Here is a 13893-nt window from a genome sequence, read left to right on the forward strand (position 1 = left end):
AAAAAAGCTATCGCGTTCTTAAGAACGCGATAGCTCATGGCAGTGCTTTTTTTATTGTGACACAAAGGGTGTATAAGGAATCTTCTCGACCTGATCAATGGTGCCTCCACCAAGGCAAACATCACCTTGAAAGAAAACAACCGCTTGTCCAGGTGTAATAGCTTTCTGTTTGACGGCGAAATCAACATGCACATCTCCGTTATCAAGCCACTGAAGCGTCACTTGTTGATCTGGCTGACGGTAGCGAAACTTCGCTGTACATGTAAAGGGCTCCTTGGGCACGGCTCCTTCACCTGCAATCCAGTTCACTCCCGTAGCGACTAGACCTGTGGAGTATAGGCTCGGGTGTTGATCTCCTTGCACAACATACAAAATGTTGTCTTTTAAATTCTTATCCGCTACGAACCATGGTTCACCTGAACCAGAACCGCCAATACCTAGACCTTGACGTTGTCCGAGTGTGTAGTACATCAACCCATCATGACGACCTTTCACTTCACCTGTAGCAATATCAACCATATCTCCGGATTGGGCAGGCAAATATTGGCTTAAGAACTCTTTGAAATTACGTTCACCGATAAAACAGACTCCCGTACTATCTTTCTTCTTAGCCGTATATAGCCCAGCTTCTTCCGCAATGCGGCGAACCTCAGGCTTAGGTAAATGACCAATTGGAAACATCGCTTTGGATAATTGTTGCTGATTTAGGGCATTCAAGAAATAGGTTTGGTCTTTGTTTCCATCAATACCGCGAAGAAGAGTAAACTTGCCGTCTTCTTCAACGACACGGGCGTAGTGGCCTGTCGCTACATATTCCGCACCTAGATCCATTGCTTTATTCAGAAATTCACCAAACTTGATTTCACGATTACACATGACATCTGGATTTGGGGTACGGCCTGACTTATATTCATCCAAGAAATAGGAAAATACTTTATCAAAATATTCCTTCTCAAAGTTTACCGTGTAATAAGGAATATCAATTTGTTCACACACGCGGCGTACATCTTCCGCATCATCTTCCGCTGTACAGTTGCCGAATTCATCGGTATCATCCCAGTTTTTCATGAAGATACCGATCACATCATAGCCTTGCTGTTTAAGCAATAGTGCAGTTACAGAGGAGTCTACTCCTCCAGACATGCCGACAACGACACGTTTATTTTGTTGTTCTGACAACTTTCATCACCATTTCTATATGAAATTGTGCCCATGATCGTATTTTACCATAATCGCTAGCCGTGAACATTCAGTTACAAACGGACAATTTGTCCACTGTGGAAGAACATACCCTGTGGTTTTTTTACCAAAAGGGGGCCGGATATGTTAACATAAGCAAAGGGTAGAGATCGGAATACATAGATATGGATCCGATGAGTAACCGATAATACATCATACTAGGAAACACTATAAATTGAAAGAGGTGCCACCTTTGAAGATATCAACAAAAGGACGTTACGGCTTAACAATCATGATGGAGCTTGCGGCTAGATATGGGGAAGGACCAACATCGCTAAAGAGCATTGCTGAGAAAAATCAGCTTTCTGAACATTACTTGGAGCAGCTTATCGCGCCTTTGCGAAATGCAGGTTTGGTTAAAAGTATCCGCGGTGCATACGGTGGATATATTTTGTCACGTGAAGCGGCAGAAATTACAGCAGGGGATGTGATTCGCGTATTGGAAGGACCGATCTCACCAGTGGATTTCACTGAAGAGGATGACCCTGCTAAGCGCAACCTATGGATGCGAATTCGAGACAGTATTGCAAACGTAATGGATTCTACGACACTTGCAGATTTAATCAATTATCGTGAGCAAGGCAATGTCGATAATTATATGTTCTACATCTAGTTATAAATTGCTTTCAATTTTTAAAAATGCTTATGTATCAAGGGAAAAGGGCTCCTAAAGGGAGCCCTTAAACTACAAAAAATCACATAAAAAATCACATTCTCTGCAAAAAATCAAGATTTAGAATATCTTTGTAATAATTCTTGATTTTTTGATCTGCATTCTCTTGCATCTGCTCAGTGACGTGTGAATAGATGTTTAACGTGGTTTTCTCATCATCGTGTCCTACCCTAGCCATGATCGTTTTAAGATCAACACCAGCCTCTGCAAGCATGCTCACATAGGTATGGCGGAAGATATGTGGAGTGGCTTTTTTCTTTATTGATGTGTGCTTTAATATTCTTGCCATTCTGTGCCTTATGGATGCTGAATTAAAGGGATATCCATCATCATTGCCAAATATAAAACCTTTATCATGATAATCCTCGAATAAATTCTTTTGAATTTTCTTCTTTTCCGATTGTCGTATTAAATGTTCTTTAATCATTTGCATGACAAACTCATCTATTGAATTAGTTCTTACCGATCCTTTGGTCTTCGGCGGAGTTAACTCATATTTCCTCATGTTGTCACTATCCATTGTTTTGGTGATTCTTATTCTATTTAATTCAAAGTTCAGATCCGTTTTTTTAAGTGAACACAGTTCACCTGATCTCATACCTGAAAACGCGAGTAAATAAAATATTTCTTGCTCCTGGTCTTCTCCATGCTCAATGACCGCTTTGAAAAATTCTTCTAATTCTTGTTTATTAAGATATTTCTCCTCGATAACCGCATTTTCTATTTCCTCCACGGTCTGAAGCTTCTTGGGCATGACTACATCAATTGTAGGGTTGTCTAACCTATATTTATTTTTAATTGCATACTTAAAGATCATGTTAGCTGTGACATGTACGCCACTGATTGTGTTAGAAGAATATTTATGATCATCTAAATCATTTAATGCAGCTTGATAACTGCGATGTGTGATAGTACCTATTTTAGCTTTATTGAAGTAGTGGTTAAGGCTTTTTATTTGGACTTCTCTTTGACGGATCGTTCTTCTTTTAACCTTACCCTTAGAATATGTTTCAAGCCATTCCTGTGCCACTTCAGCAAAGGTAAGAGCCTTCACCTTCTTAGTATTGTTACCGTGCTTCAATAGCTCATCCAGCGCCATCTTGCAACGCTCTTCTGCCTTTTTCTGAGTGTCTGCGCGCCTTGGTATCTGAGTGCGCTTCCCGGTAACAGGATCGGGAGGACCCTCGATAGTACATATCCACTTATATCCTTGCTTATTGTTAGCAGGTATCTTCTTAAAACTCGCCATGCTGTTCACCTTCTTATGTGAATTCCATATTTTACAACGAGATTTTTTTTTCGCTCTGCAACTACGATAAGACAATGTACATCATGATTTGCAGAGGAGAACAAATGAAAATAATTGGTGTTAAGGTTACAGGAAGAACCGGAGTTGAAAGCGATTTCGGAATTTTATCATTATTTGAAATCAACTATATCAGTGTATTTAGACCCAAAAAATCGGCAGAATTGATACCAGTCTACCATACCACCACGGGTTCATATGCTCCACTTTTAACTTTAAAGGACATTTCATCAGCATTAAAGCAATTCGGATTTGAGTATTTTGATAAATCGACTATCGTTAATAAAAATCGAGTAAAACAAATTAGACGGTCAAAAGGCGAGTTAAAAGTGACGTTTGTCGATAATTCTGAAATACCAATAGCATTGAGAAGCCGTTACAGATAAGGAAACCACGCATTTCAACCCCCCTATGTTGCACAAAACAATCGACACTATATGACAAAAAATTCAAAGATGCACATATATAATAAAGGTAACGAATGATGTAAGGTTGAACTTCAAGAAATCTTGAAGTTCTTGCCGGATCGGGAGGGGAATCCTCCGCGTCTCAGTCAACTTTAGTCTTACGCCAGGTATATAACAATTCGCAACTTGTTAGTTTTAAGGCTTTACTAACGGTCACAGCAGTCGCATAACCCATCGTTGTGCGATTCTTAGCGTAATCGGATAACTGGCTCTCTGGAATCCCTGTAATGATGTGCACCATTCTCTGAGTGATCCCAGTTTCTTTGTAAAGTTGCTGGAGACGACAACGATCCGGCTCGTACCGCATCGCGCTGCTCCCTTGCTATTTAGTTATTAGGGGTAATTACATCTTAACATTTACGAACATGTGTTCGTATGTTAAGATTGTTAAAAATTCACATCGATGAATTGGAAGGTGAAGCTATGAAGGTTGATACTGAGAAATTCAAACGCTGTTGCTTGGAACTGGAGAATTTAGGTCTTTCGAGTAAACAAATAAACGACTCCATGGAAGAAATAGAATTAGTCTTCATCGGAGAAGATGATTTTTGCAGCTCGCTTGAGTTTTTTCTGAACTTCAGGATCGGTAAGATCAAGCCCTAGATCACTTTCAAGGCTTTCAAAAAAGTGGATTTTTTGAGCAGTTTCATTCTTAATGTCATTTTGAAATGCTTGATCTATAACATTCAAATTCTTTTCATTTGATTTCTTGTATTTGTCATCATTATCGAAACTATTTAAATACATATTCAAGAATAAATTGTTCTTTCCGGTACGTTTTGAAATCATTGCTTTCTTTATCAATTCATTTACGAGTTCGTTTTCTTCTTGAGATAGCTCACTATTAAAGTAATTATTATTAAAGGTATCTAGAAACTCTAGTTCTAACTCTTCTTGAAGTTTTTTCTTTTCGGCTTGTAAAAGTTCTAGTTCCTTTTCAGCACTAAATTTACTATCAATTATCTTGTTTATTTCCTGGAACCTATCTGTGTAATGTATATTGCTACTGTTAATTACATCGATATCTTCAAAATTTATGCTTTTCATAATTTTCTGTATTGTTTCTTCAGAATTACTTGTAAAGTCATTCAGGTTTATTTCTACGTTAACTTTCTTCGCAGCATTTACCATATCATCTAAAACTTCTATTAATAATTCATTAGTTCCTTCGCCCTGAAGAAATCTATAAGCAATGTGTAGTGCTATAATTAGCCCCTTATATTTTTCCAATCGTAATAAATATTCTTGATTAAGGGAGTCTTTTATATCCACATAACCAAGTTTAGAAAGAAACTCTAAATATGGGTTTCCCTCTAGGTGTTTCGCCAGTGTCACAAGAGTTTCCGGTGTTGCTCTTTGTGTTCCTGATTCTATTCTTGCGATAGTTCCATTACTAATTCCACTTTTTTGTGCTAATTGGCGTTGGCTAGTATAACCACTTTTTTCACGCAATTTAGCGAAATATAATCCGAATTCTTTCAACTCCATAATATCAACTCCTCATTAAACTATTCTACCAAACTGTTGCATGGACGAAACATAAAAAAATGTGTAGTACACTACAAATTTTATGTTGCGTGTAGTACACGACGTGTGATATTATAAATGTGTAGTCGACGAAACGATTTGAATGGAGGTGTAACAGATGAATAGCGATTTCGGAAAGAAATTTAAAAGGCTAAGGGAAACGTCAGGCTTTGAAAGTCAAAGGTCACTCTCAGTTTCTTCTGGGGTCAGTAATGCAACTATTGCAAGGATTGAAAACGGGGAGCGTATTCCTTTTCCTACTACATTAAAAAAATTATCAAAGTGTTTGAAAGTTACTTACGAAGAATTAATGACTGCTGCTGGCTATTTATAAAATGAATATATCTCTCTAACAAAATGATATTAGAGGTGAAACTTATTGGAAGCAAAATCCGAAAATTTAATATTTAAAGTTGAGGTAGACATTGGTCATTTACATTCAATTATTAATACTGTTATTGACCAAATCATAGAAAGACGTCTTCAAGCAGATGAATATTCATATAACGAAGGCATGCCAGAATCCACAGAAACTCAATATAGTATTTTATTAAAAAAATCTATTGATGAATCGAGATTATCGTTAAGTAAAATTTGCGAAATGCTCCGTTCTTTTGGATTGAAAACTGACAAAGGTCAACTTAGCAGACTTCAAAATGGAAAGATGATTCCAGCTGGGGATAAGATCAATGATGCATTAGCAGATGTCCTTAATATTGATCCAATTGAATTAAAAGCAGCAGCGTATCGCGAAAAAATACCAGCAGAAGTTTTGAAGCGAATTAACAACACTGCATAACTGTAAATCTAGTATCTATGTATTTAAAAAATAGAAGAATGGAGGAATTGAATATGAGTACCGGAGTTCCGATGATGACGGTTCAAATGGACTTTCTTAAATTACAAGAAGCTATCAATGCGGCAGTCGATCAAGCCTTAGAGCGGCACAGTGTTAAATCTAACCTGCCGCCTCTCCTGACAAAGACACAACTTCAAGATTTACTTGGAATCAAGGCTACTAAAGCCGCTGAATTGTTGAGTAGAGAAGATTTTCCAGTTACCCGTGAATTTGGTCATCCTAGAGTGCCAACTCATTTACTAATGATTTGGATTGATGAACACACGGACTGGGTTCGGGAAAATGCTAAGGACTTATTGAAAGGGAAACGAGGTGTTGCTTAAATGAGATTTCGTTGGAAAAGCGAGACATCACGGACAGCATGTATATCGGCAACGGTAACTCGTGTAATGCTTCGAGATTTAGAAGTAGAAGTTGCACTCGACAAGTCACTTCCTCACTATGCTGTAAATCCAGAAGTGGTTTCAAAATTGGAACATAAGCACTTATTAAAAGATTCCATACACCAATTAAAAACAATAGAAGAAAGCCGCCAAAGCGGTACGAGCTGTAGGCGGCAAATGAGGGGTTAGTGTAAGGGAATGGTGGTTTAGGGAGTGGGGAGCTCTTACTTATATAATACGGCTTTTGACATGACTTTCCCATTCCTCAGCGGCATATTTTGGGGGTGAAATTAAAAATGATCATGAAATTTGGAGCAATCATGCAAGCTTGCCGAGAACGAGCAGGACTTAGCCAAGAACAAATGGCTGAGCGCCTGCACCGGACACAGAGTTGCATTAGTAAAATCGAAAAAGACAAGAAAGTGCCGGACATGTCTACCTTCTTATTATGGGTAGAAGCAACGGGAGCCAAGGATGTTGCTGTAGCTTTTCTGTGCGGCATGGATGGAATTAGTATCATGCAAAATGTAATGCAATTCGTAGGAGGTTGATCCATTTGGAAAGAGTCGATTTAGAAGCACTAGCACGCTTTGTTGCGAGGAATGCAAAACATAATCTCAAACTGATCAAACGCAACCCGTTGATATGCAGTCCTGAAGAATTAAACAAGAACATTACATTCCTTAAATTGATGATCCGCTTGAACAAATTCGATATGAAGGCACAAAAAAACGCTCGGCTGGCAGGCCGAACGCTTCGGTTCAAAACATTATTAAATATTCTACCTTCTATTTTATCAATTAAACATTTGAAGAGCAAGGGGAGGATTTTGGGATGAGTACCTTATCCGCGCTTGACCGTTATTGGTCCAGCATGTTGTATCTGTTCTCACATCATAACAAGCTTTCTCGTTATATGAATTCTGATTATATTGATATACCAGCAGGCACAGTGAATATTCCTAAACTAAAGCAGGTTGCGAAGCCGTGGTCTAATTCAGAAAAGTTCATGCTTAACTTAGCCCTACATTTGTTCAATGAACGAAATAAAGTGAATTTGTCTGATATGGACCATCTTGATGCTAACAATTCAAAGCTGGCGTTTAACGCAATGCAGATTCGATTTCAACGGGGTTAGAACACTTTGTCCTGTGGGGAGGCGATAACAGGCATGGCAAGTAATCATCTATTCCCTGTATCTTCTGGATTATTCGAACACAAGGAGCGCTTAGGTGCTGCTATATGGGAATTCCTTTGGTGTATTGATTCCGTAACCAAGGAAGAGGTTGACGAGTCAGGAGAGCGCTGGGGAATCGTTCTGGGAGGGGCTCCAGTAAAGCATGAACGCATAGCAAAAGAACTTATGAGCAGTGAGCGAACTGTACAACGGAACATGGCTTTATTGAAAAGTCAGGGGTATATATCAACGCTTCGTATTCCATATGGTGAAATCATTAAAGTTCGGAACAACAAGAAAAATTTTGAAGCAAAGAGAAGTGCCATAAATGTCATATCCAAGCCTAGAGAAGCGCCAAATATGGCAGGTCTTAACGACAAAAATGGCATATCTCCCGATAGTGATACGCCAAATATGGCGCAGAGATACGACAATAATGGCACATGTAATAAAGACTTTAAAGAACTTATTACTACTATTCCTATTACTGAGTTTGACGAAGAAATTATTGAAGAACCAGCGTTGGATGGAATGATCAGTATTTTAAACGCTTATTGCAAGTTGCACGGTAAGTTCGATTTTCATGTTAAACCAAAAGAGCGCGAAGCCATGGGTAAGATGGTCTCCGGGGGGATGCCGGTACCCTTTACCATCCGAACTATGGAGCTCCTCCTTGAGGAAAAGCGCAATCGAGAACTCGAGAGATTTAAAATGCCAACTAGCTTTTTATACTACGTTGATGCGATTGAAGAAGCTTGGTTAAACTCCCAAACTATCAGCACTTCAATGAATGGAGTCGCCCCGAGATTGCAGGACAAGCAAGTTAGGAAAAATAAACAGCAAAAGGAAATAGATGATCTCCAGCGATTTATTGAGGAGGAAGAACAACGTGAAAAAATCGGAAGTCGCTAAGCTCTACAAAGAGATCAAGGAGGAGTATGCGAACTTTGATGCAAGCATTGAAGCTGTGGAAAAGGGTTTTAAGATGCTGAAGGACATTCCTTACGAAATTGCGACGATAAACGTTAAGCAGCATTTCTTGACAAACATCTTCCCTCCAAAGTTTCCACAGATTAGGGGACGATTCGATGAACAACTGGATAGGCAACACATGAAGGAGTTAACACAAGTTCAATTGGACAAGCAGGCTCAGTGGGAGAAGGAAGCTTGCCCCCCACCCGAGGGCATGAAGGAGGCGCTCTATGCAAAGCTTTATAGAGCTGAACGACATTGAAATACCGAACAGTGCAGAAGCAGAAATAGCAGTTCTTGGTGCTTTGTTTCTTGAGAACTCAGGAGAAGCGATGGAGACGGCATCTGTCCTGTCACCGGACTCATTTTATAATCATACAAATCAAATTATCTTCGAAGCAGCTATTGAACTTGCTAGTGCAAGTGAACCTATTGACATAGTGACACTATCCACTCGTCTACAACTAAAAAAGCAACTGGAGAATATTGGCGGAGTTCAGTATCTCTCTATATTAGCTAAAGCAGTACCCTCTGCGGCGGACGTACAGCACTATGTGAACATTGTTAGAGATAAACATATACGCAGGCAGGTAATTCAATCAGGAATAAAACAGATTCTAGATGCCTCAGAGAACCTTGAAGCATCTAATGTAATTTCCAAAATGCAAGTTGCAGCAAGTAATCTTTCGGATCAGGCAGCGCCAAAGCAAGAGTTCAAACGGGTCCGAGATTTAGCAATGAACGAATATGAGGATTTAGAGGAACGTTCCATGAATCCAGATAACGGAGGTATAACAGGTATCCCAAGTGGATTTACTGATCTTGATGCAATGACAGCTGGCTTTCAGGAGAGTGATTTAATTATCGTCGCGGCTAGGCCATCCGTAGGTAAAACAGCATTTGCTTTAAACATTGCTCAGAACGTGGCGAAAAATACAAACGAAACAGTTGCTATTTTCAGTCTGGAAATGTCAGCAGAGCAGCTTGTAAAACGGATGATTAGCGCCGAAGGAAACATCGAAGCAAGCAAAATGAGAACGGCCAACTTGAAAACAGATGATTGGGAAAAGGCTTCCCATGCTATCGGAATTCTCGGTTCCTCAAATATTGTAATCTATGACCCTTCGTATATCACGGCTCAAGAAATTTTGAATCAGTGCCGCAGGCTTAAAAAACAAGAGGGACTAGGCATGATCGTGATTGATTACCTTCAGTTGATCGCAGGAAGTGGAAAGCGCGGAGAGAATCGGCAGCAGGAAGTATCTGAAATATCTCGGACGCTTAAGCGGATGGCACGTGAGCTAGAAGTTCCGGTTATTGCCCTATCACAGCTCAGTCGAGGTGTGGAGAGTCGCCAGGATAAACGCCCAATGATGAGCGACCTCAGGGAATCTGGATCAATTGAGCAGGATGCGGACATCGTAGCTTTCCTTTACCGCGATGATTATTACAACGCAGATAGCGAAAAGAAAAATCTTATCGAAATCATTATATCCAAACAACGGAATGGTCCTGTTGGAATGGTAGAGCTAGTATTCATGAAGAACTTCAATAAGTTCGTGAATTACGAGCGAGGTTATGCAACAGAAGTATCCCCACCGAAGGATGCAGAAAAACGCCAGTGGGCATAGGAGGTCAGATGACCATGGAATTGACTCAGAGCAAATGGTGCGTGTTTGAATTTTTGAAAGATCAGACATTAGCAACCGGACATATCCCTTCACGTGATGAAGTCGAAACAAAATTTGCGGGCTTGGATCTGGAAGAACTTGAAGGTGGCATTAAAGAATTTCAATTGCGTGTTGGTAATTGGGGAAATGCAAAATCGTCCCTAAACTGAGAAAGTTTGTCCTTATATTTATTATGCGAAATCATTTAGGGAGGCAGTTTATAAATGGGACAATTAAAACCAATCAGCAAAGCAGACAAAAGAATGTCCGATTTTTCAATAACAATCGATAAGTCAGACCGGATTTGTCTCAATGCTAACTTACGTAAAGAGTTGGGTCTAATTGATAAAGTCAGCATGTATCTCTTCTATGACGAAGATGGACGCAGAATCGGAATATCGAAGCAATGCGAAGATGAAAGCATTCTGCCTTTCACTTTTGATAGTCGAGGATATACGTCAGCAAGGGGATTTCTGAGCTGGTGTGAGTATGACACAACGGACGGAGCCATTCGATTGATATTTGATGGTATGGAGAGTGACACGTACGTTTTCAGAGAAACAGGACGGCTGCATAACGCTTTTAAACAGGCTAAGAACGGAGATCTTGAGCGCTGTTAGTACTTTAACCCTAAGGGAGGGCGACCTCCCCAAAACATCCTCTGTGGAATAAACATTAAGAGGAGAAGTTACTGGATTTCTAGTTTTCAATAAGTTTTAAATTCATCCTTAATCTTTTGAAGTTCTCTTTTTTCCAAGAAGTCTAATATTTTCATTAAAAGCTTTATTACTAAATGAGCTGCCTCACAAGCAGCTGCAAACATTAGAAAAGGCAACATATATTTATCTGTTAAATCAATAACATCCTGAACCTTTTCACTATATGGCACTTCTGAAACTTTATATTGGAACCATAGATAGACTGCAATTGTTAAGTACGAAATGAACTTTAAGGAATAAATTGAGACATTAAAAAATACTAAAGTAGCACTGATTAAGACAAGTAAGAAATTATACATCAAATCACCTCCAGTTATAATATACCACTAACTTTTAGAATGTTGGGAAATCATCCCTTTAGAGAGGAAGAAGAGAAGATGAAACGTGAAATCAAATTCAGAGCGTGGGATAGCGAAACGAAAGAAATGAGTTACGACTTTCTAAGCAAAAACTGGCTAAAGGTTTCTATTGAGTCTCCATATGTTGAAATCATGCAATACACCGGAGTACATGACGACACTGATGAACAAGCAGAATTATATGACGGCGACATTGCAGAGGTTGAGTATGAGGGACAAAAGCATATTTGCAAGGTTCAGTATTGTGGGAGTGGCTATATGTTTGTAGCTGATAGTCTTCCAGATGGATACTTGTGGTTCTCAGAATTTATTGAATTTGATCGTAAATATTGTTGGGCTGAAGGCACCAAGAAGCTTGGCAACATATACGAGCATCCTCACCTATTGGAGGTAGAGAGTAAATGATCGAATGGATGAAGTATGACCCTTACAGCCGCGCTATCGAAAGTCATGTTACCCACCTAGTCACCTAGTAATGAATGATGATGGTCCTCATGTTGCACAACACGCTAAATCACTGGACAGTCCAGGTTATAAATGGTACGGAATCGGTGGATATAGCATTACTGATGTAACACATTATACAGAAATCAATTTACCTAAGTTGGAGGTAGAGAGTAGTGAATAAACAACCAGAGCGCTTGTAAGCGCCGACGCACAAAGATTAACAGAGAGGAGGCTGAAGCATGAATGTAAAAGCTAAAACATACTGGGTATGGACAGATAAAGCCGAAGCAAAGAATCCAGCACGTACACGATCAGGTGAGCAAGTCTGGATACAACACCTATATGAAGCCCCACAATGGTTGCTAGATGAAGGTTTGATACAGGACGCAGAAGAGGTAGATAAAGAAGGTCAAATGAGTATTTTTGATTATATAGAGGGGGTGATATGAAAACAGCAAAAAATCCACCGCAGTGATTTGGTCGTCGCACGGTGGACTCAAACAAGTGTTCCTCTCGTTAAATATAACACACGAGGGGAATGAGGGGAATGTTGTTGGCTGAAAAAACATGGGAGCAAGGGGAGCTCTTTCCGTCAGTTACTGCTGCTGACAAGTTGTTCACAAGAAGACTTTTGGAAAACTATATGAAGAACAAACAGATGGTAGAAGCATTTGCCCAGAAAACCACTCTACCAGATCAGATGCAAAGAGTTTACCAATCAAAAAAGAGGAAGTAGAGAATATAGAGTTAGCTTTTAATTTGATTCAAGACCCTGATGTAAAACGGATTATCGAACATCGATTCTTCAAGCTAAAACGGTATAGTACGACAGTCGTTTATTTTGAAAATATTATGAGTGGAAGTACAGTTGATAGGTATATCGATAATGGGGTTGGGGCCATTGCGGATAGCTTGAAATTGTGGGGAATTATCTCATAAAAGTGAGGGTGAATTGACGGTACGATGAAGGCGTTCTGACGGCGGTTAGGGGATAAAGTAGATACATAGAGAGCGAGTCTCTCGGGTGTATCTGCTACCCCTTATCGTTGCAGAACTCGACTATACTGAATGGCAATCCTGATTTTAGGACCCTATGCACTTTGTTGCGGTGGTATGGATGCGGGAGGACGAGAGTTTAAAATCACTCTCAACGCACTCCGCCCGGGCGCGATAGAAATACGGGCATTATATTATGGCCTTCATGGTAGATGCAGGTTCGATTCCTGTAAGGGTCATTAGTTATAACCTTTCTCCTATATAGCCGTTCTCTATGGACGGCACTTTTTCAAATCACAGGTCGCTGATGAAATCAGTGGCTTTTTAATTATGTGTTAAAGGAGTGAATTGAGTGGGTGCGAACAAGAAGCCGCCAGTGCGGCAATCGTTAAGGTGCAAGGGCTGTATATGGGGCAAATGGGAGGCATCTGCTCAGTTTTGCTCAAAGCCTATTGTATGCGTTAAGCCGGATGGCGGTGTTAAAAAATGAATTTTGTTCAGCCGATCCGTGATTCAGAAGTCCTTCAGGATATAAAGGATTTTTTGGAATACACGAATTACAGGAACCTCATTATGTTTCTAATTGGTATTTGTACCGGCCTTCGGATCAGCGATATTTTAAGGCTTCGGATTAGAGATGTCAGTGGTTCACATATCTCTATTCGCGAGAAGAAGACAGGTAAGCAAAAACGTATATTTATTACGCCTGAGTTGAAGGAGAAGCTCACTCCATACATTGAGGGCAAACCGCCAAATGAATATTTGATAAGAAGTCGGGAAGGAATCAACCGTCCCATTACTCGTGAGATGGCATATAAAATCATTCGCTCAATAGGAGATGAGTTCGGTCTATCAGAGTTGGGTTGCCATACGCTTCGCAAAACTTTCGGATACATTTTTTATAACATAACGACAGACAAGGACATAGGGATGCTGCAGGACTATTTTAACCATGCAACTTCCAAGATAACACTACGATACATCGGCATGGAACAAGACAGTATGGATGCAGCTCTAAAACGCCACAAAACGTAGTCAATTACTCATATTGAGGATAGGTGAAACTGTTTTTAAGAATAGCAGATGAAGCCTTGATCCAA

Annotated in this window: 24 protein-coding genes; 19 read left to right on the top strand and 5 right to left on the bottom strand. The window is 39.8% G+C overall.

Annotation, left to right across the window (positions count from 1 at the left end; all coding sequences use genetic code 11):
* Nucleotides 1-51 precede the first annotated feature (51 nt).
* Nucleotides 52-1179 (bottom strand): tRNA 2-thiouridine(34) synthase MnmA, encoded by a 1128-nt coding sequence (mnmA, locus tag JCM16418_RS03465; protein ID WP_036646264.1) that lies wholly within the window; start codon nt 1177-1179, stop codon nt 52-54.
* 253 nt (nt 1180-1432) lie between these two features.
* Here mnmA and cymR point away from each other — a divergent pair, with 253 nt between their 5' ends.
* A complete protein-coding gene (cymR, locus tag JCM16418_RS03470; protein ID WP_036646267.1) occupies nt 1433-1852 on the top strand; it encodes a cysteine metabolism transcriptional regulator CymR in 420 nt (139 codons plus the stop codon).
* Nucleotides 1853-1946: 94 nt separating this feature from the next.
* Here cymR and JCM16418_RS03475 read toward each other — a convergent pair whose 3' ends face one another.
* Nucleotides 1947-3161, bottom strand: a complete 1215-nt coding sequence (locus tag JCM16418_RS03475) for a tyrosine-type recombinase/integrase (RefSeq protein WP_036646269.1) — start codon at nt 3159-3161, stop codon at nt 1947-1949.
* Between the two features lie 104 nt (nt 3162-3265).
* Between JCM16418_RS03475 and JCM16418_RS03480 the strand changes: the two genes are divergently transcribed.
* Nucleotides 3266-3604: a LytTR family transcriptional regulator DNA-binding domain-containing protein gene (locus tag JCM16418_RS03480; RefSeq protein ID WP_036646270.1), complete on the top strand. Its 339-nt coding sequence runs from the start codon at nt 3266-3268 to the stop codon at nt 3602-3604.
* Nucleotides 3605-3767: 163 nt separating this feature from the next.
* On the opposite strand, the gene JCM16418_RS03485 is transcribed toward JCM16418_RS03480, so the two are convergent.
* The gene (locus tag JCM16418_RS03485; RefSeq protein WP_036646272.1) at nt 3768-3992 is read right to left on the bottom strand and encodes a helix-turn-helix domain-containing protein; all 225 of its coding nucleotides are present in this window, start codon (nt 3990-3992) and stop codon (nt 3768-3770) included.
* Nucleotides 3993-4207: 215 nt separating this feature from the next.
* Nucleotides 4208-5173, bottom strand: a complete 966-nt coding sequence (locus tag JCM16418_RS23505; protein ID WP_052020025.1) for a helix-turn-helix domain-containing protein — start codon at nt 5171-5173, stop codon at nt 4208-4210.
* Between the two features lie 157 nt (nt 5174-5330).
* On the opposite strand from JCM16418_RS23505, the gene JCM16418_RS03495 reads away from it, so the two are divergent.
* From JCM16418_RS03495 to JCM16418_RS03550, 12 genes are all read left to right on the top strand, one after another.
* Nucleotides 5331-5546 carry a helix-turn-helix domain-containing protein gene (locus tag JCM16418_RS03495; RefSeq protein ID WP_036646893.1) on the top strand — a complete coding sequence of 72 codons (216 nt, stop codon included), beginning with the start codon at nt 5331-5333 and terminating at the stop codon, nt 5544-5546.
* A 45-nt stretch (nt 5547-5591) separates the two neighbouring features.
* Nucleotides 5592-6011 (top strand): hypothetical protein, encoded by a 420-nt coding sequence (locus tag JCM16418_RS03500; RefSeq protein ID WP_242403702.1) that lies wholly within the window; start codon nt 5592-5594, stop codon nt 6009-6011.
* 53 nt (nt 6012-6064) lie between these two features.
* The gene (locus JCM16418_RS03505; RefSeq protein ID WP_052020026.1) at nt 6065-6394 is read left to right on the top strand and encodes a hypothetical protein; all 330 of its coding nucleotides are present in this window, start codon (nt 6065-6067) and stop codon (nt 6392-6394) included.
* On the top strand, nt 6395-6643 hold the full coding sequence (locus tag JCM16418_RS03510) for a hypothetical protein (protein ID WP_036646275.1): 249 nt from the start codon (nt 6395-6397) through the stop codon (nt 6641-6643).
* A 107-nt stretch (nt 6644-6750) separates the two neighbouring features.
* On the top strand, nt 6751-7005 hold the full coding sequence (locus tag JCM16418_RS03515; protein ID WP_306304743.1) for a helix-turn-helix domain-containing protein: 255 nt from the start codon (nt 6751-6753) through the stop codon (nt 7003-7005).
* A gap of 5 nt (nt 7006-7010) precedes the next feature.
* Nucleotides 7011-7292: a hypothetical protein gene (locus JCM16418_RS03520; protein WP_036646278.1), complete on the top strand. Its 282-nt coding sequence runs from the start codon at nt 7011-7013 to the stop codon at nt 7290-7292.
* A complete protein-coding gene (locus JCM16418_RS03525; RefSeq protein ID WP_036646280.1) occupies nt 7289-7591 on the top strand; it encodes a hypothetical protein in 303 nt (100 codons plus the stop codon). The genes JCM16418_RS03520 and JCM16418_RS03525 overlap by 4 nt, the downstream gene beginning before the upstream one ends.
* 33 nt (nt 7592-7624) lie before the next feature.
* On the top strand, nt 7625-8542 hold the full coding sequence (locus tag JCM16418_RS03530; protein ID WP_052020027.1) for a hypothetical protein: 918 nt from the start codon (nt 7625-7627) through the stop codon (nt 8540-8542).
* On the top strand, nt 8520-8864 hold the full coding sequence (locus JCM16418_RS03535) for a replicative helicase loader/inhibitor (protein ID WP_036646283.1): 345 nt from the start codon (nt 8520-8522) through the stop codon (nt 8862-8864). Before JCM16418_RS03530 ends, JCM16418_RS03535 begins: the two co-directional genes overlap by 23 nt.
* Entirely contained in the window at nt 8833-10233 is a 1401-nt protein-coding gene (gene dnaB, locus JCM16418_RS03540; RefSeq protein WP_036646287.1) for a replicative DNA helicase, read from the top strand. Before JCM16418_RS03535 ends, dnaB begins: the two co-directional genes overlap by 32 nt.
* 14 nt (nt 10234-10247) lie before the next feature.
* A complete protein-coding gene (locus JCM16418_RS03545) occupies nt 10248-10442 on the top strand; it encodes a hypothetical protein (protein ID WP_036646291.1) in 195 nt (64 codons plus the stop codon).
* 54 nt (nt 10443-10496) lie between these two features.
* A complete protein-coding gene (locus tag JCM16418_RS03550) occupies nt 10497-10892 on the top strand; it encodes a hypothetical protein (RefSeq protein WP_036646296.1) in 396 nt (131 codons plus the stop codon).
* Nucleotides 10893-10978: 86 nt separating this feature from the next.
* Here JCM16418_RS03550 and JCM16418_RS03555 read toward each other — a convergent pair whose 3' ends face one another.
* On the bottom strand, nt 10979-11290 hold the full coding sequence (locus JCM16418_RS03555) for a hypothetical protein (protein WP_036646299.1): 312 nt from the start codon (nt 11288-11290) through the stop codon (nt 10979-10981).
* Nucleotides 11291-11368: 78 nt separating this feature from the next.
* Here JCM16418_RS03555 and JCM16418_RS23510 point away from each other — a divergent pair, with 78 nt between their 5' ends.
* The 5 genes from JCM16418_RS23510 (at nt 11369) to JCM16418_RS03580 (ending at nt 13828) form a co-directional block, all read left to right on the top strand.
* The gene (locus JCM16418_RS23510) at nt 11369-11755 is read left to right on the top strand and encodes a YopX family protein (RefSeq protein WP_052020028.1); all 387 of its coding nucleotides are present in this window, start codon (nt 11369-11371) and stop codon (nt 11753-11755) included.
* A gap of 281 nt (nt 11756-12036) precedes the next feature.
* Complete coding sequence (locus JCM16418_RS03565) at nt 12037-12246, top strand: hypothetical protein (RefSeq protein ID WP_036646302.1); 210 nt, start codon at nt 12037-12039, stop codon at nt 12244-12246.
* 98 nt (nt 12247-12344) lie between these two features.
* Nucleotides 12345-12533 (top strand): hypothetical protein, encoded by a 189-nt coding sequence (locus JCM16418_RS03570; protein ID WP_036646305.1) that lies wholly within the window; start codon nt 12345-12347, stop codon nt 12531-12533.
* Nucleotides 12534-12556: 23 nt separating this feature from the next.
* A complete protein-coding gene (locus tag JCM16418_RS03575; RefSeq protein WP_036646308.1) occupies nt 12557-12736 on the top strand; it encodes a hypothetical protein in 180 nt (59 codons plus the stop codon).
* Nucleotides 12737-13279: 543 nt separating this feature from the next.
* A complete protein-coding gene (locus JCM16418_RS03580; protein WP_036646309.1) occupies nt 13280-13828 on the top strand; it encodes a site-specific integrase in 549 nt (182 codons plus the stop codon).
* The last annotated feature ends 65 nt before the right edge of the window (nt 13829-13893 follow it).

The organism is Paenibacillus pini JCM 16418, assembly GCF_000576305.1.
Classification (GTDB): Bacteria; Bacillota; Bacilli; order Paenibacillales; family Paenibacillaceae; genus Paenibacillus_AQ; species Paenibacillus_AQ pini.